At 56.4% G+C, this 19,870-nt stretch carries 16 protein-coding genes; 4 read left to right on the forward strand and 12 right to left on the reverse strand.

The genetic code is table 11. From position 1 onward, the window contains the following. From J4D97_RS21685 to lon, 3 genes are all read right to left on the reverse strand, one after another. A partial coding sequence (locus J4D97_RS21685) for an AAA family ATPase (RefSeq protein WP_208309414.1) occupies window positions 1-282 on the reverse strand: 282 nt, incomplete at its 3' end. 165 nt (window positions 283-447) lie between these two features. Further along, window positions 448-1,506: a type IX secretion system protein PorQ gene (porQ, locus tag J4D97_RS21690; RefSeq protein WP_208309415.1), complete on the reverse strand. Its 1,059-nt coding sequence runs from the start codon at window positions 1,504-1,506 to the stop codon at window positions 448-450. A gap of 177 nt (window positions 1,507-1,683) precedes the next feature. Further along, window positions 1,684-4,179 carry an endopeptidase La gene (gene lon, locus J4D97_RS21695; protein ID WP_208309416.1) on the reverse strand — a complete coding sequence of 832 codons (2,496 nt, stop codon included), beginning with the start codon at window positions 4,177-4,179 and terminating at the stop codon, window positions 1,684-1,686. A gap of 269 nt (window positions 4,180-4,448) precedes the next feature. Between lon and J4D97_RS21700 the strand changes: the two genes are divergently transcribed. Next, window positions 4,449-6,473 carry an OmpA family protein gene (locus J4D97_RS21700; RefSeq protein WP_208309417.1) on the forward strand — a complete coding sequence of 675 codons (2,025 nt, stop codon included), beginning with the start codon at window positions 4,449-4,451 and terminating at the stop codon, window positions 6,471-6,473. A gap of 150 nt (window positions 6,474-6,623) precedes the next feature. Here J4D97_RS21700 and J4D97_RS21705 read toward each other — a convergent pair whose 3' ends face one another. The 6 genes from J4D97_RS21705 to J4D97_RS21730 form a co-directional block, all read right to left on the reverse strand. Beyond that, window positions 6,624-7,121, reverse strand: a complete 498-nt coding sequence (locus J4D97_RS21705; RefSeq protein ID WP_208309418.1) for a DUF6702 family protein — start codon at window positions 7,119-7,121, stop codon at window positions 6,624-6,626. Further along, window positions 7,121-8,464, reverse strand: coding sequence for an RIP metalloprotease RseP (gene rseP, locus J4D97_RS21710; RefSeq protein ID WP_243900458.1), 1,344 nt, complete (start codon window positions 8,462-8,464; stop codon window positions 7,121-7,123). Before rseP ends, J4D97_RS21705 begins: the two co-directional genes overlap by 1 nt. A gap of 45 nt (window positions 8,465-8,509) precedes the next feature. Next, on the reverse strand, window positions 8,510-9,694 hold the full coding sequence (locus J4D97_RS21715; RefSeq protein ID WP_208309419.1) for a 1-deoxy-D-xylulose-5-phosphate reductoisomerase: 1,185 nt from the start codon (window positions 9,692-9,694) through the stop codon (window positions 8,510-8,512). 183 nt (window positions 9,695-9,877) lie between these two features. Then, window positions 9,878-10,327 carry a 3-oxoacyl-ACP synthase gene (locus J4D97_RS21720; protein WP_208309420.1) on the reverse strand — a complete coding sequence of 150 codons (450 nt, stop codon included), beginning with the start codon at window positions 10,325-10,327 and terminating at the stop codon, window positions 9,878-9,880. Between the two features lie 107 nt (window positions 10,328-10,434). After that, window positions 10,435-11,283 carry an endonuclease/exonuclease/phosphatase family protein gene (locus tag J4D97_RS21725; RefSeq protein WP_208309421.1) on the reverse strand — a complete coding sequence of 283 codons (849 nt, stop codon included), beginning with the start codon at window positions 11,281-11,283 and terminating at the stop codon, window positions 10,435-10,437. Window positions 11,284-11,386: 103 nt separating this feature from the next. Further along, window positions 11,387-12,880, reverse strand: coding sequence for a GH3 family domain-containing protein (locus tag J4D97_RS21730; protein ID WP_208309422.1), 1,494 nt, complete (start codon window positions 12,878-12,880; stop codon window positions 11,387-11,389). 224 nt (window positions 12,881-13,104) lie between these two features. Between J4D97_RS21730 and J4D97_RS21735 the strand changes: the two genes are divergently transcribed. Then, complete coding sequence (locus tag J4D97_RS21735; RefSeq protein ID WP_185281064.1) at window positions 13,105-13,533, forward strand: OsmC family peroxiredoxin; 429 nt, start codon at window positions 13,105-13,107, stop codon at window positions 13,531-13,533. A gap of 182 nt (window positions 13,534-13,715) precedes the next feature. Next, the gene (locus J4D97_RS21740) at window positions 13,716-14,201 is read left to right on the forward strand and encodes a hypothetical protein (RefSeq protein ID WP_185281065.1); all 486 of its coding nucleotides are present in this window, start codon (window positions 13,716-13,718) and stop codon (window positions 14,199-14,201) included. A gap of 132 nt (window positions 14,202-14,333) precedes the next feature. Here the strand turns inward: J4D97_RS21740 and dnaA are convergent, their stop codons facing one another. The 3 genes from dnaA to J4D97_RS21755 all read right to left on the reverse strand — a co-directional run bounded on the left by dnaA (window position 14,334) and on the right by J4D97_RS21755 (window position 17,814). Then, complete coding sequence (gene dnaA / locus J4D97_RS21745; protein WP_185281066.1) at window positions 14,334-15,830, reverse strand: chromosomal replication initiator protein DnaA; 1,497 nt, start codon at window positions 15,828-15,830, stop codon at window positions 14,334-14,336. A gap of 156 nt (window positions 15,831-15,986) precedes the next feature. Beyond that, window positions 15,987-16,910 carry a bifunctional metallophosphatase/5'-nucleotidase gene (locus tag J4D97_RS21750; RefSeq protein ID WP_347879379.1) on the reverse strand — a complete coding sequence of 308 codons (924 nt, stop codon included), beginning with the start codon at window positions 16,908-16,910 and terminating at the stop codon, window positions 15,987-15,989. Between the two features lie 133 nt (window positions 16,911-17,043). Continuing rightward, complete coding sequence (locus J4D97_RS21755; RefSeq protein ID WP_243900459.1) at window positions 17,044-17,814, reverse strand: 5'-nucleotidase C-terminal domain-containing protein; 771 nt, start codon at window positions 17,812-17,814, stop codon at window positions 17,044-17,046. 243 nt (window positions 17,815-18,057) lie between these two features. Here J4D97_RS21755 and J4D97_RS21760 point away from each other — a divergent pair, with 243 nt between their 5' ends. Continuing rightward, entirely contained in the window at window positions 18,058-19,845 is a 1,788-nt protein-coding gene (locus J4D97_RS21760) for a methylmalonyl-CoA mutase family protein (protein ID WP_208309424.1), read from the forward strand. Window positions 19,846-19,870 lie beyond the last annotated feature (25 nt).

Consider the following 19,870-nt stretch of genomic DNA (forward strand, 5'->3'; position numbering starts at 1 on the left):
GCCTACCTCCGTGAATTTGGAGGCTTCCACTTTGGTAAAAGGTGCGTCGGCGATGCTAGCGAGGCGGCGGGCAATTTCCGTTTTGCCTACCCCCGTGGAGCCAATCATCAGGATATTATTGGGCACGATTTCGCGCTGCATTTCGATGGGCGCGTGCAGGCGGCGCCAACGGTTGCGCAGGGCAATGGCCACATGGCGCTTGGCCTCGTGCTGACCAATGATATACTTATCCAGCTCGGCTACTATCTGAGCCGGCGTCAGAAAAACATCGGATTCTATCATACATCAAGAGTGAAAGCGCCCAAAAGATGTGCTTGGGCGATATGGTGAAGAAGCAACTATCCGGCAAAACGTTGCCCGAGGTACTGCTTCTGCCACAAATACTGATTTAGCCAGTCAGGGTTGTGTTTTGTCCGTTGCTACCCGACAGAGTTACCGGCTCCTCCCCTACTTCTCCTTCGTAAACAACGAATCAATGTTGCGGGCAATGGTGAAATAATTGGCGGCGCCTGAAGCATGGTAGCCCGCCCGCGTGTAGTCGAGTTGGAACTGACTGATGCGCAGCATAGCCCCAAAGCTGAAGCCTGCGCCCCCGCCTATATTAGCCAACCGCAATTCGCGCCGAGCCAAATGGTTGTAGCCTGCGCGCAGGTGTAGGTTTTTGCTTAGCAACAGTTCACCGCCCACGGCAAAGTGTCGAGCAATTTTGTCGCCTAAGCTTTTCTCAGGTACAATGGGGTCACCGTTTTCATCGAGCTGGGTGCTTTGGGTAGGATCGAGATACACGATGTCCAGCTGCTGCAAGTGGTGCGCCGTGAGAGAAAAGCGAAACGGTAGGTGCTCAGGTTTGAAGGAGGTACCCAGCTCCACATTCAGCGGCATGGGCTCACGGCCGGAGCCGGTATAGGGTTTCACCTGATACCCCAGGTTGCGCACCGCCAGTCCTACTGTAAAATCCTGATCTGGATGCTTGAACAGCGCGCCTGCATCCGCCAGCACGCCTACCGAGTGGTTGCCGGCAATGCCCGATACCGCCAGCTTCAGCGTGCCGCCCAGCGTGAAGTTGCCGCTGGTGTATGAATCGGCCACGCTGGCGACGTATTCGTTCACCGAAAACTCCCCGATAACGTTGCCCGCCACATCTACCTGCTGAAACTCGCCGTAGCTCAGATAGTTAAGCCCTACCCCAAACCGACCAGCCTGTTGAGTATTAAAGACATACACGGCGCTGGTTTGACCGATATCCGCTAGATAGTCGACGTAGCTCAGGGCCAGCCTACCATCCATTTCCTGGTTCAAAAGAGCAGGATTGGCGAAAAGCATGGTCCCGTCAGCATCGCGGGAAGAAACGTTGGCGCCGCCCAGAGCTGCTAGCTTGGCACCAGCAGGCACGTTTAGAAACGAGAAAGCACGCCGCCCGCCAATTTGCGCGGCCGCTGGTTCAGCTGTTCCCACCACCAACATGCTGACAATCCCCAACAAGTACTGACGTAGCGGTGCAATCATTGGCGGAAGATACTGAGGAAATTACAAGGTTGGGCTTTGAAACATTCCACTAACGCAGAACGTCATGCTGAGCTTGTCGAAGCATCTCGCTCACTTCGTTGTACACTACCCAACGAAGTGAGCGAGATGCTTCGACAAGCTCAGCATGACGTTCTAATTAAATTCTAAATACCCTACTTACTGCACTTCCACGCTCGGTACAGCCGGCGGAGTTGGTTCGTCGCGCACGGTCAGCTTCATAGGATGGTTAACCAGCTCCGGTAGCAAGGCTACGGCCAGCACGTCATCCACGCGGTCGGCGTAATGAATAGTGAGGCCTTTGATGTATTCGGTGGGAATCTCGTCGATGTCCTTGCGGTTTTTCTGGCACAAAATCACGTCTTTGATGCCCGCACGGCGCGCCGCCAGAATTTTCTCCTTGATGCCGCCTACCGGCAGCACCTTGCCGCGCAGGGTTATCTCGCCCGTCATAGCCAGGTGGCTGCGCACTTTACGTTGCGTAAACACCGACGCGATGCTGGTGAAGATGGCAATACCGGCACTGGGGCCATCCTTGGGCACAGCGCCCTCAGGAAAGTGAATGTGCAGGTCGTACTGGTCGAAGAGGCGGTAATCAATGTCTAGCTCCTCGGCCCGGCTGCGCAGATAGGAAAGCGCCGTAATGGCCGATTCCTTCATTACATCACCTAGCTGACCCGAGAGTGTGAGCTTACCCCTACCCCGGCTCAACAGACTTTCAATGAACAGGATGTCGCCACCCACCGAAGTCCAGGCCAAGCCCGTTACCACGCCGGCAGTGTCGTTGTCCTGGTATTGGTCGCGGTCGAAAATGGCGGCGCCCAGGATACGGGCTACGTCTTTCGGTTCCAGGGTTGCCGGATATTCTTCCTCCAAGGCCTTGTGTTTAGCCACGTTGCGCACCACTGCCCCCAACTTGCGCTCCAGGCTACGCACACCCGATTCGCGGGTGTAATCGTCAATTACGCGCTGCAAGGCAGGCGTGGTGATGCTCACGTCCTTGGGTTGCAGGCCATGATCGGCGAGAAGCTTGGGCCACAGGTGCTTCTTGGCAATTTGTGTCTTCTCTTCCAGTGTATACCCCGTCACGTCGATGATTTCCATTCGGTCGCGCAGGGCGGGCTGGATGGTGTCGAGCGAGTTGGCGGTAGCAATGAACAGCACCCGCGACAGGTCGTATTCGACCTCTAGGTAGTTGTCAGTGAAAGTGGAGTTCTGCTCCGGGTCCAGCACTTCGAGTAGCGCCGACGACGGGTCACCCCGGAAATCGGCACTTACCTTGTCTACTTCGTCTAGAATAATCACCGGATTGGAAGCGCCTGCTTTTTTGATCTGCGACACAATGCGGCCTGGCATAGCGCCCACGTAGGTTTTGCGGTGCCCCCGGATTTCGGCCTCGTCGCGCACGCCGCCCAGGCTCATACGCACGTACTGCCTACCCAACGCCTTGGCGATGGAGCGGCCCAGGCTGGTTTTGCCTACACCGGGCGGACCATAGAGGCACAGAATCGGTGCCTTCATATCTTGCTTCAGCTTGAGCACAGCCAGGTATTCCACAATGCGCTCCTTCACCTTTTCCATACCGTAGTGGTCCTGGTCGAGGATTTTGCGGGTGCGCTTCAGGTTGAAGTTGTCCTTGGTATACTCACCCCAGGGTAAGTCGAGCAGAAACTCCGCGTAGTTCACGCTCACCGGGTATTCGGCGGCTTGCGGGTTGAGGCGCGTGAGCTTATCCAGTTCTTTGTTGAAATGTTTGGCTACCGCTTCGGGCCACTTTTTGTCTTTCGCACGGACGCGAAACTTGTCTATTTCCTGATCTGGACCATCAAACCCCAACTCATCCTGCAATACCTTGATCTGCTGGCGCAGGAAGTAGTCACGCTGCTGCTGGTCGATGTCGGTATGGACTTTCGTGTGGATTTCGCGCTTGATTTCCAGGTGCTGAATCTCCTTGAGCATCAGTTCCAGCAACCGTGTACCGCGCTCCACACCGTCGTTTATCTCCAACAGCTGCTGTTTCACACCTACCTCGGCGTTGATATTCGAGGACAGGAAATGCGTCAAGAAAGACGGCGAATCGATGTTATCCAACGCCACCTGCGCTTCCTGCGGAATCTCAGGATTCAGCTTCATGATTTTGGCGGCGGCCTCTTTCAGCGAGGCCACCAGAGCCTTCACCTCCTTGCTGTTCTTATTATGGAAGGTCTCGGTCAGGTAGCTTACCCGCGCCGTGAGGTAGGGCACGTCCTGCTCCTGTTCCTCAATCTGGAAACGCTGCTGTCCCTGAATGATGATGGTGGTATTGCCATCGGGTAGCACCAGCATTTTCAGGATGCGCGCCATGGTGCCGGTCTGGTACAGATCGGCCAGTACGGGGTCGTCGCTCTGGGTATTTTTCTGGGCAACTACCCCAATAATCTTATTGCCCCGATAGGCCTTGCGCACTAGCCGCACGCTTTTCTTGCGCGACACCGTAACGGGTAGAACTACTCCGGGAAACAATACCGTATTGCGTACGGCCAGCAACGGCAGTACCTCGGGAGCATCTTCGCCGGTAAGTGGCTGGTCGGGGTCGGTGGCAACAATAGAAACCATCTCTACCGTGTCTTTCGCCAGCAGGTAGGGAGTAGCGTCTTGAAAAAAGGATTTACTCATGAGAATAGCGGGGATGCACGATTAATTCGTGCCAGAATGACAGCCTGCTCCGGCACAAACCTGTCCGGTTACGACTGACTTTTGTAAGATTACGGAATGGGCAAGCGTCGTGCCATCAAGGGCCAAAATTCTTTTTTGAAACAGGCTGCGCCAACACGGCACGGCACTTGCCCCAGCTTGGGATACACTCCTGCCTGGTAGTATCAGGAATTTGCTATTTTTGGTACCCTCCTTTCCATTCTGACAACGGTGGCGTTGTCTTATTTCTTATGCTACGCTCCCTTTGTTTGTGGCTGGTGCTGCTTGGCAGTTGCGCGGCTTTTCTTCCCGCCCAGGCCCAGCAGAAAACCCCTGCCCCTCCCCTTGCGCAACGAGAGCTGACACGCAATGCCTCTGCTACCAAAAAGTTACGCGTGCGCTCCGATGGCACGCCTACCTTTCCCAACGTCAACCGCATTGCGTTCTACCAAAATAAAAAGGAGCTGAAGGCTATTCAGCAGGCCGAAAAGCGCCGTAACTGGGGGCAAGCTCGCAAGTTGCTGGCTGCGTACGTAGGTAAGTTTGGCATCGAGAACTTCGCCAAAAACACGGATATGCTCTGGCGGCTGGGCCAGCTCTACGAGCGCACCAACAACGAGCAGCAGGCCAAGACCTACTATAGCCTGGCGCTGAAGCACCGCCGCCGCGAGTTGAAAAAAGTGCAGCTGTACTACGATTCGCTGGAGCAAAAAACCGCCGATCTGTATGTCCCTATGCAGGAGTACTACGCTATTGTGGAGTACCGGAAAAACCTGGCTACGTTCCATCCGCCTGTAGGCGTGTATACCAGTATGGGCGCAGGCATCAACTCGCCGGTGGAGGACTACGGACCCGCGCTGAGTAGCGAAGCCGGCCTCTTTGTGTTTTCCTCTAAGCGCAAAGTGCGCGGCAACATCAAGCAGGTGGTAGATGAGGACCTGTATACCTCGCGGCAGGAAGGTGAGTATTGGACCGATGCCGAGCCCCTGCCCAAGCCCATCAACTCGCAGTACAACGAGGGCTCGGCGTGCTTCTCGCGCGATGGCAAAACCATCTATTTCGCCCGATGCGAGTGTCCTGACTGCCACGGCAACTGCGACCTGTACTCGGCTACCTTTCAGGATGGGCAGTGGTCGACGCCCAAGAGCTTGGGCCCGACTGTTAACTCTGGGGCCTGGGACTCGCAGCCTACCCTCTCGCCCAGCGAGGACACCTTGTATTTTGCCTCCGACCGCTTGGGCGGGTTCGGTCTATCGGATATCTGGTATACCTACAAAACCAAGAACGGCGAGTGGGCCAAGGCAGAGAACATGGGTCCCGTGGTGAACACCCGCGAGAGCGAGGTGAGTCCATTTTACCACCCTTTGTACAACGTGCTGTATTTCAGCTCCCGAGGGCAGTTGCTTAACTTTGGTGATTTTGATATTTACAAAACCTACCGTGTGAACGGGCGCTGGCAGGAACCGCGCAATATTGGGCCGTTGGTAAACGGCAAAGGATCAGAATATTACTTCACCATTGACCGCGATTCCAAGAACCTGTACTATGCCCGGGCCGAGGCCAAGACGCCTCATAACCTCGACCTCTATTCCTTCCCCCTACCCATGGAGGCGCAGCCGCTGGCTACCACGCACTTCGAAGGCTCCTTGGTAGACTCTGTAACCAACAAGCCCCTCAACGGCATCGTCAGCATTATTGATACAAATAACGGCATCGAAGTCGCCAGTAAGTACCTGCGGCCCGATGGCTCGTTCGACTTCGATCTGATGGAAGGCTCGCACTACGTGATGCTCATCCGTAGCCCCGATTACTTCACAGTGGAAAAGCAATTCGACCTGAAATCGGATACGTTGATGAAGCTGATGACGGCCAGTTTCGACAGCAGCCTACCCCTCATCTTCCACAATATTGAGTTTGAGGCCATGAAGGCCAACGTGTTGCCTGCCATGCACGGCACACTCGACCGCATTGCCCTGTTCATGGTCGACCACCCTACCTACCGACTCCGCATCACGGGCCACACCGACGCCCGCGGCAACCCCGATGTGAACGAGAAGCTCTCCCAGGACCGCGCCGAGGCTATTCGCCGCTACATTGAGCAGAAGGGCAAGCTGCAACCCAACCGCATCGACAGCAACGGATTAGGTAGCACGAAGCCGATCAAGGAAGAAGTAACGGAAGAAGACGCGAAGGTGAACCGTCGGGTGGAATTCCAGTTGATCAAGCCTGAAGGCGAAGGCAAAAAGCCAGCGGCCAGTGGCGGTTCGGACTGGTAGAAAAACAAACTCGCCTGTCATCCTGAACGCAGTGAAGGACCTTACCACGCGTGAACGACCATCGTACTGACGACTCGTTCACGCGTGGTAAGGTCCTTCACTGCGTTCAGGATGACAGACGGCTTTCCTGTTCTGTGACTATAAATTAACCTACAGCACCAGCTTCCGCACGTCTTCGCCGCCGCGGAACAGGGCGCTTTGCTTCTTGCCATTGGCTTCCACGTTCACGATGTTCATCTGATCATCGAAGGTGTCGAGCAGCAAATGGTTGCGCAGGTAGAGTGCCGGCGGCGCACTAGACAGCGGCACGGCGAGGTAGAGCCAATGGGCATCATGGTCGCGTTCCATGCCTACGTAGCGCCAAGGAAGGATTTCGCCGGGCTTGGTGCCGAATACTAGTGCCCGTCGCAGCAGCGCCGAGGTAAGCGTAGCCAGTTGCGGCTTTGGGTCTTCCAGCACACTCACCGGCTTGGGCTGCCCCACCGACAAGGCTTTTTCTAGATCATCAGTGAACACCTTCACCGCTACTTCCAGCTGTTTTTTTTGCGGGTTGTAATGCACGTCCATGATGCTGGCGTGGTAGGTATGCGCCTGTGCCCGGCTCATCATGCCTACCATCAAAAGCAACAAAAACAGCCAACTACGCATTAGAGGAAGTTTTTCAGGATGGGATTAATAATCAGAACGAATGCCATCAGACCCAGAATTAGCACCATACCTACTTTCTGGGCACCTTCAAGGAAAGAGTCGGAGGGCTTACGACCGGCTACCATTTCGTAGAGCAAGAACAGTACGTGGCCACCGTCGAGGGCCGGAATGGGGAGTAGGTTCATGAAGGCCAGCACCATGGAAAGCATGCCCGTGAGCGTCCAGAAACGCAGCCAGTCCCACTTGCCACCGTACTGCTGGGCAATTTCGATGGGGCCACCCACCGACTTACGGAACGACGCCTCGCCCCGGAAAATTTTGCCGAATGCCTTAGCTTGCGTAGTTACGATACCAAACGCCTGCTTGGTGCCCTGCGGTACCGACTCAGCAAACGAGTAGTGACGCGTGTCAAAATGTAGCAGCGACTTGGGGCGGAAACCAATGGTGCCTTCCGGCTCCACCGTAACGGTGAGTTGGGTAGGGGCACCGGCACGTTCTACCGTCAGCGGGATGGTCTTGCCAGCTTGCTTTTTCAACTCCTGCTGCAACTCGGGGAAGTAGTGAATGGGCGTGCCGGCTACGGCTGCTACCCGGTCGCCGGGCTGGAGGCCGGCTTTAGCGGCGGCGCTGTTGGGTACTACTTCATCTACTTGAAACGGGTCGAGGGGCACTACAAACGCGCCTTGGTCCTTCTCAGCAAGGCGGTCCATAAAGTCGGCAGGCAAGTTGATGTCCACCAGCTTGCCGTTGCGGTCTACAGTGTAGTAACTATTGCTACCAAGAATTACCTCGGGCTCGTACACATCATTGAACTCAGTGAACGGATGGCCGTTGATTTTCACAATTTTATCGCCCATCTGGAAGCCTACTTCTTTACCCAACTCATTGGGTAACACGCCATAGCGCACTTCCGAAGCGGGTAGGTAGCTTTCGCCGTGGGTGTAGGTGAGGGCCGTAAAAATGACGATGCCGGTAATCACGTTCATGACGATACCGCCCAGCATCACAATCAGGCGCTGCCAGGCTGGCTTGGCCCGAAACTCGTTGGGGGCGGGCTCAGCGGCTAGGCTCTCTGCATCCTGCGTCTCGTCGATCATGCCGTGGATAGCTACGTAGCCACCCAGCGGGAACCAGCCCAGTCCGTACTCCGTCTCCCCGATTTTTTTCTTGAACAGGGCGAAATTGAGCACGCCCGGCATCGGAAACAGAAAGTCAAAGAAGATGTAAAACTTATCGACGCGAATCTTGAAATACTTCGCGGTGGCGAAGTGGCCAAACTCGTGCAAACCAACCAAAAGCGAAAGGCCCAGCAACAGGTTGCCGGCCATAACTAATCCTTCCAAAGTAGCGAAGAAATTAAAAATGTAAGATTGTCATCCTGACAGTTCCTACGCCGACTTTGTTCCGCTGCCGACCAGCGTTTGCGCCACGCGGCGCGTTTCCTGGTCGGTGTGCATGTAATCGTCGAGCGATGGGGTAGCAAGGTACGAAACCTTGGTGAGGCAACTTTCCACCAGGTCCGACATTTCCAGAAAACCGATTTCATCGCGCAGAAAAGCGGCCACAGCTACTTCATTGGCGGCATTGAGAATGCAGGGCGCGTTGCCACCCCGGCGCATGGCCTCGAAGGACAAGGCTAGGTTGCGGAAGGTAGCCGTATCGGGCTGCTCGAAAGTGAACTGGGGGTAGGCCAGAAAATCGAAGCGCGGAAAATCCGAGGATAGGCGCTCGGGGTAGCCTAGGGCGTACTGGATGGGCAGCTTCATATCGGGCAGGCCGAGTTGTGCTTTCAAAGAGCCATCCTGAAACTGCACCAACGAGTGAATAATGCTTTGCGGGTGCACTACCACGTCGATCTGGTCGTCGCGGAGGCCAAACAGCCACTTGGCCTCAATCACTTCTAATCCTTTGTTCATCAAAGACGCAGAATCAATAGTGATTTTGGCGCCCATGTCCCAGTTGGGATGTTTCAGGGCCTGGGCTTTGGTGACGGTGGCCAGCTCCGTCCGGCTCCTACCCCGGAACGGCCCACCCGAGGCCGTGAGGATAATTTTCTCAATCGGATTCTGTTCCTCGCCCACCAGGCACTGGAAAATAGCGGAGTGCTCCGAATCGACGGGTAACAGCTTCACCTTGTATTTCCGCACCAGCTCAGTAATCAGCTGCCCGGCTACCACCAGCGTTTCCTTGTTGGCCAGGGCAATGTCCTTCCCAGCCTGGATAGCAGCCACTGTAGGTAGTAATCCCGCGTAGCCTACCATAGCGGTGAGTACAATGTCCGAATCGGGACGAGCAGCTATTTCCGTGAGGGCGGCGACACCGGCCAGCACCTCGGTTTCGGGTTGGTTGGCCAAGGCCGTTTTCACGGTTTCGTACTTTGCCTCATCGCCAATGACCACAACGGCGGGGCGAAACTCGCGGGCCTGTGCAATCAGCAGCTCAGCATTGGACTGCGCCGATAGCGCCGTAACGGTGAAGCGGGTAGGGTGCGCCCGCATAACATCCAGCGCCTGGGTTCCGATAGAACCAGTGGCACCGAGCAGCGCCACGCGCTTGGGGGTAGGGAAGGACATACGCAAAAGTAAGGCGAAGTTCTGCTTCGCAGGCAATATCTGTTCCGGCCTGTCAGCAGAGCAAATGAGGTAGGGGCAGCTTGCAGCCGTCCGTTGGAGCACTGGTCCATTTTATCAACCACAACGACGCGCCCCTACCCTACAGTCAGCAACGATGGGCGGCTTGCAGCCGCCCATATCATTTTACAGAATAGCCTTCACTAGCACCTTCTTCCCATTAAACGCTGCTTCCTCCCCTACCCTCTTACCGCTCAGCGCTGCCGCCACCGGCGCGGCCGGCGACACGGCGAAGTACTCCGTGCCCTCTACCACCATCTTGCCGGCGCTAATACTGAGGTAGAACTGCCCCATACTGGTAGCGACCAATGCACCTGGCCGTACTGTATCGCAGGCCGCTTCGGGGTTGATGCGCTCTAGCTCGGCTTTCAGGTTCAGGGCTTCGCGAAGCTGCACGGCATTGCGGTTGCGCTCCTCGTGGGCCATGGCGCGGCCGGTTTCGTACTTGTCGCCGGCACTGCTCTTGGTTTCGGAGTTGGCCGATTCCTGCGCGGCCAGCATAGCCGATTGCGCTGCGTCGATGCGCTGTTGGAGGTAGGCGAGGCAGGCGGCGTGAAGGGCGGGTTTTAGTTGCATAAATGAGGTCCTCCCTTTAAACGTTTAGAGCTTATTCAAAATCGGTGGCCATGCTTGATCTGGCGTCTTAATACTGCCTATTTGAACAAAATTTCAACAAGTCTTAATTACTTCAGCACCACATCCACCATCACCGGAAAGTGGTCGGAGGGGTAGCGGCCGCGCATGGAGTCGGTGAGCACTGCGTAGTTGAGCACCGTGTACTCTTTGCTTACAAAGATGTGGTCGATGCGGTCTTGCAGGGGCGCGTCTAGCTTGAAACCCTGGAACGTACCCACGGGGCCGTAAGCGGGCTTTTGGGTAACATCATAAGCGTTGCGTAGCGAGGCTTGGATGATCTTCACTTGCTCCGTATCAGGCGTAGAGTTCAGGTCGCCGACGAAGATGACAGGAGCGTTTTTGGCAATTTCCTTGATTTTCTGCACCATCAGCTTGCCCGATTCGCGACGGGCTTCTACCCCTTCGTGGTCGAAGTGGGCACTGAAGAAATAGAACTCCTTCTTGGTTTGCGTGTCCTGAAACTTGGCCCAGGTGCAGATGCGGTTGCAGCAAGTGGCATCCCAACCTTTACTGGGCTTATCAGGTGTTTGGCTCAGCCAGAAGTCGCCGGTTTGCAGCAGCTTCAGGCGGTCTTTTTTATAGAAGATAGCCGAGTGCTCACCGGCTTCCTTGCCATCGTCCCTACCCTTGCCCACAAAGGCGTATTGCTTTAGTTGCGCCACATCGTTGAGCTGGCTCCGAAAGCCCTCTTGGGTACCAAACACATCGAAATCGTAGTAGCTAACGAGGTTGCGCACCATCTCAGCGCGGTTGGGCCAAGCATTCTGGCCGTCGCTGGCCGTATTCATGCGCAGGTTGTAGGTAGCCACGCGCAAGGGGGTAGCGGCAGTTTTTTGGGCAACAGTAGCTTGCGTGAGTAGCAAGCAGGCAAGAAGTAGCGAAAGAAAAAGACGCATGGGCAAGAATAGAGCAGAAAGATGAAAGATGACGCTTAGGGCATTGAGGGGCCAAGTTAGGCTTCTTACCGAAATTGGCCTTCTTACCTAGCTAGGGCTACCATTACACTGCCATTAGCCCATCGGCCAATATCCGGTCGTTGCTGAGGCGGGGCACCTTGTTCTGCCCGCCCAGTTTCCCCTGGCTTTTCATGTACCGCTGAAACGTACCAGAGGACAGGGCAGTGAGTTGCAACGGAGCCAGAATGTTGCCGGCCATCAGGTCGTCGTAGTACACGTTGCGCTGGCGCAAGCCTGCATCCAAAGCCGCGGCAAAGGCGGCGGTATCACGTGGGGGCTGGGCAAACTCGATGAGCCACTCGTGGCGTGAGGGCACGGCAGGGTCGTCGCTGACGAGTGGGGCCACTGTAAATTCCACTACCTCTACCTCGTGGTGCTGGCGCATGGCTTCGCGCAGAGTTTGCTCTACCTCCTCCCCAATTACGTGCTCACCGAAGGCCGATAGAAAATGCTTGATGCGCCCCGACACCACCACGCGGTGCGGGAAGCGACTCACGAAGCGCACCGTGTCGCCGAGGGAGTAGCCCCACAGGCCAGCGTTGCTGCTGAGCACCACGGCGTATTGCTGATCTAGCTCTACCTCCCCAATGGTCAGGCGGGGCGGATTATCCTCAAAAAAACGCTCGGCCGGAATAAATTCAAAGAAAATTCCGGCATCCAACAACAGCAGCAATCCTGGGTTGCCAGGCTGATCCTGAAAGGCCAGGAAGCCTTCGGAGGCCGGGAAGGTCTCGATGCTGTCAACTGGTCCGCCAATGGTTTCGAACAGCTTCTTGCGGTAGGGCTCGAAGTTGACGCCGCCATACACAAACAGGCCAAAGTCAGGGAAGACTTCCTTCACGGTTTTGCCCGTGCGCGCCACAATACGGTCGAAGTACATCTGCACCCACGGCGGAATACCGGAAATCAAGGACATAGGCTGCCCCAAGGTTTCCTCCACAATATGGTCGAGCTTGGTTTCCCAATCGTCGATGATGTTGGTAGCGTAGCTCGGCAGCTGGCTACGGCGCAGGTAGGCTGGTACGTGGTGGTTGACAATGCCCGACAACCGGCCCGTAAGGATGCCGTTGACCAGCTCCAGCTCTGGACTACCCGACAAAAACATCAGCCGGCCATCCAGAAACTGGCTGCGGCCAGTGTAGTCGATGTAGTGCAATAGCGCATCGCGGGCCCCATTGATGTGGTTGGGCATACTGTCCCGCGTGAGCGGAATGTATTTGGCGCCGCTGGTAGTACCCGAGGTTTTGGCCAGATACAGTGGGCGACCAGGCCAAAGCACGTCGGCCTCGCCGGCTTGCACCCGGTCGAGGTAGGGGCGCAGGGCTTCGTAATCGCGCACCGGCACTTGGCGAGCCAAGCCAGCGGCGTCGCTGATGGCCCGAAAATCGTGGTCGTGGCCGAAAGCCGTACGACTACCCGCGCCCAGCAAGCTCGTCAGAACGCGCTGCTGCGTACCTACCGGGTCCTGCATCCAGCGCTGGTAGCGGTGGGCAACATAAGCCGCCAAAGGTCGGCTCAGAGTAGCTTTCAACGCCATATTTCTAAATCAGCTGAACAGTAAACTCCGCAAAGGTAGCAACCTGTGTAACCCTAGACGATGTGAGTTTAGCACTACCTACGTAGAAAGCGGCGCCTTGGTCAACTCCTCGGCTCGTATTACACAGCCACAAACGGGAAAACGCCCCTACCCTCTGCAACCTACCACTGCCAGTATTGGTATGTATTACTGGTATTTTCCTCATCACCCCTTTTCTCTTTCCCATGATCAACCAACGTGGCAATGCCGTATGGAACGGCGACATCAAAGGTAGCGGCACCATCACCAGCCAGAGTGGCCAGCTGGATGCTCCCTACTCCACCGGCGCCCGCTTCGATGGCAAGCCCGGCACCAACCCCGAAGAACTGATTGGCGCGGCCCATGCAGGCTGCTACACCATGTTCCTGACTAGCCACCTGACGAAAGCCGGCTACCAGGTAAAGCAAATCCGCACCGAGTCGAAGGTGACCCTGGACCCCTCGGGCGACACACCAAAAGTGGTGAAGATTGCCCTGAAAACGGAAGGAGAAGTAGAAGGTATTTCGCAGGAAGAATTTCAGAAGCAAGCCGAAAACGCCAAAGAGAACTGCCCTATCTCGCAGCTTCTCAGCGCCGTACCCGAAATGGAATTGACTTCAGCCACGCTGAAATAAGCTGAGCATGAAGCAGAAAGCGGTGTGTTACGCTGGGTGAAATGAAGGAACCTCTTCTATCAATACGATAAGCGTAACAATGTAAGAAGGTCCTCCACTCTACTCAGGATGACACACCGTTTTGCTGAAGGACATCAGAAAACTGAGTTACTTTGCTGCTGTCCTACCTTATTTTGCGCTGTATGCCTCCTACCTCTACCCGTATTCGTCTGCAACCTGCCAACAACTCCCGCATCCCGTTTTGGGGGCAGATGGCTATTGGCTTGCTCTGGATTTTCTACGTTGGCTCACGGCTGGTAGCTGACAGCAATAGTACTGACCAGCACTTCCTGGATTACGTGTTCCTGGCGTTCAGCCTGATTTATATTGGCTATGTACTGGTCAACAACGCGCCTATTTTCGGCACCCAGACCTACCTAGAGTTCACACCGGCTTACATGGTACACAAAGGTGGGCTGTTTCGGCCCAAGCAGGCTTTTCCAGCCGAGGATATTGCTAAGCTGGAGTTAGCCCTGCGCCAACTGCGTGTGCAGCTCAAAGACGGCAATAACTATGTACTGAGCTTACGCGAGGTACGCGGTACCCGCCGCCGCCGTATTCTGCACGAGCAAGTGCAACGATTTGCATCAAATCACCAGATTCCGTTGCACGACTCTCAGGAGAAATAGACCACAAGATAAATAGAACGTCATGCTGAGCTTGCCGAAGCATCTCTACCGTGAGTAAATTGATTACTTACGGTAGAGATGCTTCGGCAAGCTCAGCATGACGTTCTGCTTTGTAGTGCGTCTACCTCACTCCTACTTCCCCGCGAACTTCTTTCGTAGCTCCTGCACCGAGCTGCGGAAGCTTTTGTCACTGTCGATCAGGTCCGACACGGTTTGTACGGAGTGGATGACAGTGCTATGGTCGCGCCCACCGAAGTGATGGCCGATGCTTTTCAGCGAATGAGTAGTATGTTCTTTAGCGAAGTACATAGCCACCTGCCGAGCCGTTACCACCTCTTTCTTGCGGGTTTTGGCCTTCAGCAATTCCACGGGTAGGCTGAAATACTCGGCCACTGTTTTCTGGATGAAGTCGAGGTTGACTTCGGCTTCCACCTCCTCAATGATGTGGCGCAGCGCCTGCTTGGCCATTTCCAGGTCAATTTCGCGGCGGTTGAGGCTACTCTGGGCCACCAGCGAAATCAGCACACCTTCCAGCTCGCGCACGTTGGTATTCACGGAATGCGCCAAGTACTCCACTACCTGCGGCGGAATATCGATGCCATCCTGCTGCATTTTGTTCTGGATGATGGCCATGCGCGTCTCAAAGTCGGGGCTTTGCAAGTCGGCGGTGAGGCCCCACTTGAAGCGCGAGAGTAGGCGGTCTTCCAGGCCGTTCAGATCACGCGGGGGCCGGTCGGAGGTCATCACGATTTGCTTACCGGCCTGGTGCAAGTGGTTGAAGATGTGAAAGAACATCTCCTGCGTCTTGTCCTTGCCCGACATAAACTGCACGTCGTCCAAGATCAGGATATCCACCAACAGATAGAAGTTGGCAAAATCCTGCACCGAGTTGATGCGCACGCTCTCGATAAACTGGTTCGTGAACTTCTCCGCCGACACGTAGAGCACGAACCGATCTGGTGTGGTGGCCTTGATGTGGTTGCCAATGGCCTGCACCAGATGCGTTTTGCCCAATCCTACCCCACCGTATACCATCAGCGGGTTGAAGGAGGTAGTACCCGGCTTGTTCGCCACCGCCAAACCCGCCGAGCGGGCCAAGCGGTTGCAGTCTCCCTCAATGTAGTTCTCGAAGGTGTAAGTGGTGTTGAGTTGGGAGTTGACGTAGTTGCGGTCGACTACCTTAATAGCTTCAAACGGATTACGCAAGGTAGACGGCGTAGCCGCCGGGGCTGCCGCCGCGCCCGCCACGTGCCGCGCCGACGACGACATGGGTCCCGCGGCCAAAGCCGCCGCTGGTCCGGCCGAAGGCGCCGGCTGGGCCGCCTTGCGCGAGGTTGGCAAATTGAGGGTACGCGGCTGCGACTGGGCATTGCCCTGATCCACTACAATCGAGTACTCCAAGCGGCCATCTGCTCCCAATTCCTGGAAGATACTTTTCTTGAGTACGTCCACGTAATGCTCCTCCAGCCACTCATAAAAAAATTGGCTGGGGACTTGAATAATCAATACGTTGTTGTGGAGCTGCACCGGCACAATGGGCTCAAACCACGTGCGGAAGCTCTGCTCACCAATATTCGCTTTGATGACGCGCAGACAGTTGACCCATACGGTTCTAAAATCCTTCAGCATCAAACAGTTACAGCAACAAAAAAGGCGAGCAAATAGTGTACAGAAAGCCGTCGTTACGAACCGGGGAGCAGTTCGTTTCCGGCAAAGGGAGACAAAAATGTGGAAAAGTCAGGAGACAAAAAAACGCCCCTTTCTCTTGCTTTTGTCAACTTTCCGTTAGGCCGTGTGAATAGGCACTACGGCAGCAGCGGCTACAGCTGGGCGGCGGGTAGCCTTCGTAAATGTGTAGTCGAGACGGCCGAGGTTGATACCCGACCAGCCTACCTGGTTGATGAGCGTCTGGTGGCTGTTGGGGCCGGCTACTACGTCGGGTTTGTCGAGGAAGGTGTGGGTATGCCCGCCTAGAATTAGGTCGATGCCGGGGGCGCCGGCTGCCAGCTTGAAGTCGTCAATCTTGGGGCCTTTGTACTGGTAGCCCAGGTGCGAAAGGCAAATCACCATGTCACAACGCTCGGGGCCACGCAGCTGCGCCACCATCTTGTTGGCAACCATAATAGGGTCGAGGTATTGGGTAGCCCCGAAGTTTTTATCAGCCACCAAACCGGCCAGCTCAATGCCTACCCCAAACACACCAATGCGGTGCCCGGCTTTCTCGAATACTTTATACGGCTTAAACTTGCCGGCCAGAATGGTATTCGAGAAGTCGTAGTTGGCAATCAGGAATGGAAAACCTGCATTGGGCAACTGCTTTTGCAAACCTTCCAGGCCGTTGTCGAAGTCGTGGTTACCGAGGGTGCTGGCGTCGTAGGCCATTTCCGTCATCAGCTTATACTCCAGTTCGCCCTCGAAGAAGTTGAAGTAGGGCGTGCCCTGCCAGATGTCGCCCGAGTCGAGGAGCAGCACGTGCGGCTCCTGCTGCCGAATCTGCTGAATCAGGACGGCGCGACGGGCCATGCCGCCCATGTTGGCCCACTGCCCGCCGTTGTCGGGAAAGGGGTCAATCCGCGAGTGCATATCGTTGGTGTGCAAAATCACCAGCCGGCCCTTGGTATCAGCCGCAGTGGCCGAGTGGTTTAGGCCCAATAGCCCCAGGCTGGCCGCACCCAGCGTCGAATGCTTTATAAAATCGCGACGGTTCACGTTGGAAATGTTGAAGTATGAATGTTGCGTTTTGAGTTGAGTTTCTATCACATGCATGAAATAAGAAGGATAGAGCGTCGCTTTCCACAACCTCTCTAAGCCATTCAAAATTCAACACTTGAAACTCAACACATCATTTTACCCTGCCTTCTACTCGGGCTTCTATGGGTTTGCCCTGGGCCGTTAGGCTCGTGATTTTGTCGGCAATGGCCTGGCGCAGCAGCACACCCGTGTCGCGCTGCGTGAGTGGTTTGAAGAAAAGCAGGTTGTCGCCGCCACCGGCCAGGTAGTCGGAAATGGCAATGGCATAGACGCGGGCCGGGTTGAAGGGCTGTCCGCCAATGTGGATATCAGTAGCCTTACCATCGGGCGAAACGGTATAGATGGCCCCTGAAATAGGCATTTTGACGCGGGCGGAATAGTCGAATAGCTGCTGCACTACGGGGCCGGGGGCATCCAGCACCACCAACTTATTCTCGAACGGCATCAGCTCGAACACCGAGCCCAGCGTGATGGGGCCAGCCGGAAAAGCCGTGCGCAGTCCCCCGTTGGTCATCACGGCCAGATCGATGGGCTGGTGCAGGGCTACGGCGGCGCGCTCGCGCTGCAAGTCGGCCACAAAATTACCGAGTGGCGACTCGCCCGCATTTTTGGTGAGGGCTACCGGTGCCGTGCCTAGTACCGCCGACATCTGCTCCGTAACGCGCTGACGGTAGGGCGCAATTTCGGCGGCCATTTTTGCATCCTCGGGCTGGGTTTTATCGACGGGGCGGGCCGTGATGGGTGGCAGGGTAGCCTGAGCCTGGTAGGCAGCGCGCTGGCAGGCAGGCAGCAGGGCTACAGCCAGCAGCAAGCCAAAAGCAGTGGTACGAGTGCGAAAAAACGACATAAGCAGAAGGGGCATACAGAAGCACAAAGGTACGCGAATTACGCGTTGCGGCTGCGCTCCTATGCGTGTGGAAGTTTGTTGCCTATGTTGACAAGCAGGTTGAATGCGGCCTGAACACCCACTCCCCGCAGCCCAACCGCGTATGTTCTACCTCCGTAAGCAGGCACCGCTTTTTCCCATGTTCATTATTCCCCGATACGGTATCTTTAGCCTTTTCAGCTGTTTTGTTGCTCATCCCAGGCCCGCACCCACTCCTCTATGGCCGATACCCCAGCCTCCACCCCGCTTTCTTTCTCTGAGTTTACGCCGCTAAGCACGGCCGCCTGGCAGGAGCGCATCCGCCGCGACCTGAAAGGGCAGGACCCGGAAACGCTGCGTTGGCACTCGCCCGAAGGCGTGGTAGTAGAACCCTTCTACCATCGCGAAGCCTTGGATGCTCTGGCTACTCCCGCCACGCCACAAGTGCGCGCTGCTGAGGCCAATGCCTGGCTGAACGTACCTACCTACCTCGTACCGGCCCACGAAAACGGCCACGCTGCCATCGACCGGGCCGCAGAGGCCCTGCAACGTGGCGCTGATGGTGCCCACTTCGACATAGCCGACACCGCCGCTTTTGACGTTGCCTACCTAGCACAGCACCTACCCCTGGCCGCTACCTACGTGGGCTACTCGGTGCGCGCTATGCCCCTACCCTTGCTAGAACGCCTGCTGGCAGCCAGCAGCAACACCCTGCGCGGCTTTCTGCGGTTCGACCCCGTAACGGATCATTTACTGGATTTGCAAGGGCAGCTTGCCGCGTTGCGAACCGTATTGCAGCTAACGCAGCACCTGCCAGAATTTAAGGCGCTGACGCTGAACGGAGCGTATTTCGGCAACCGAGGCGGCACAGCTACGCAGCAGCTGGCCTTTGCCTTAAGCACGGCGGCGTATTACCTCGATTGCCTACCCAGCAACGAACTGGAGGTGGCCACGGTGGCCGCTGCCGTGCAGGTGCAGGTGGCCATCAACCCCAGCTACTTCACCGAAATAGCTAAGCTGCGCGCTCTGCGCCGGTTGTGGGCCACGCTACTATTTGCCCACCAGCTGCCCGCCGAAATGGCCAGCCAACTGCGCATCTACGCCAGCACGGCCACCTGGAGCCAGACTACGCTTGACCCGCCTACCAACTTGCTGCGCACCACCACCGAGGCCATGGCCGCCGTGGTGGGCGGCGCCGATGCCGTGAGCGTCACACCCTTCGACAGCCTGTTTGCGGCGCCCAATGCCTTTGCCGACCGCCTAGCCCGCAACATTCCTACTCTGCTACGCTCGGAAGCCCATTTGCAACAGGTAGCCGACCCGGCAGCGGGTTCCTACTACCTCGAAACCCTGACCGATGAACTGGCCCGCAACGCCTGGGCGCTGTTTCAGGAAGTGCAGGCGGCTGGTGGTGTACCGCGGGCCGCTCGGATTATCATCAACCAACTGCAACTCACTACGCAGGCCCAGTTCCGGCGCATTGCCACCGGCGAGCAGGTGATTGTGGGTACTAACCGCTACCAGAATCCGCGCGAGCAGTTCAGCTTCAACCCCAAGCGCCTGTTGCGCAGCGCCGATTTCGATTCGACCAGGGCCGCCTACCCCTCGGAGGTGCTGCAACTGGCTACGGCCCTGCACTTTCAACGACGCGAGAAGAAAATGAAGCGGGCGGCCGTGGTGCTGCTGGGCGCCCACACCAACCAGCACATTCTGGAGTCGTTTCTGCAAACGCTGCCGGCACACGAGCGGCCGGAGCTGCGCGAGAGCCACCCGGAAGGCACGGTATCGGTGCTGTTCTCGTCTTCGGAAGAAGCCACGCTGATGTATGCCACGCCCGAGCAGTTCAGCCGCCTGGCCCGCCTGGTGCACCGGGTGCCGGCCGATGATGCATCTTTCATGCCCTCGCCCTTGCTCACGTCTGATTTGGCTACCCTTCAGGAAGCCGTGCAGTTTTTTGGTTTCAAAGAATTTGTGGTAGAAGGCTACAGCACGGAAGATGTGCTAGCCCGCTTACAGGGCAAACGGTAGGAGCGCGTTGCACGCGCCCGCCGGC

Origin of the sequence: Hymenobacter defluvii, assembly GCF_017589435.1 — a bacterium.
Taxonomy (GTDB): domain Bacteria; phylum Bacteroidota; class Bacteroidia; order Cytophagales; family Hymenobacteraceae; genus Hymenobacter; species Hymenobacter profundi.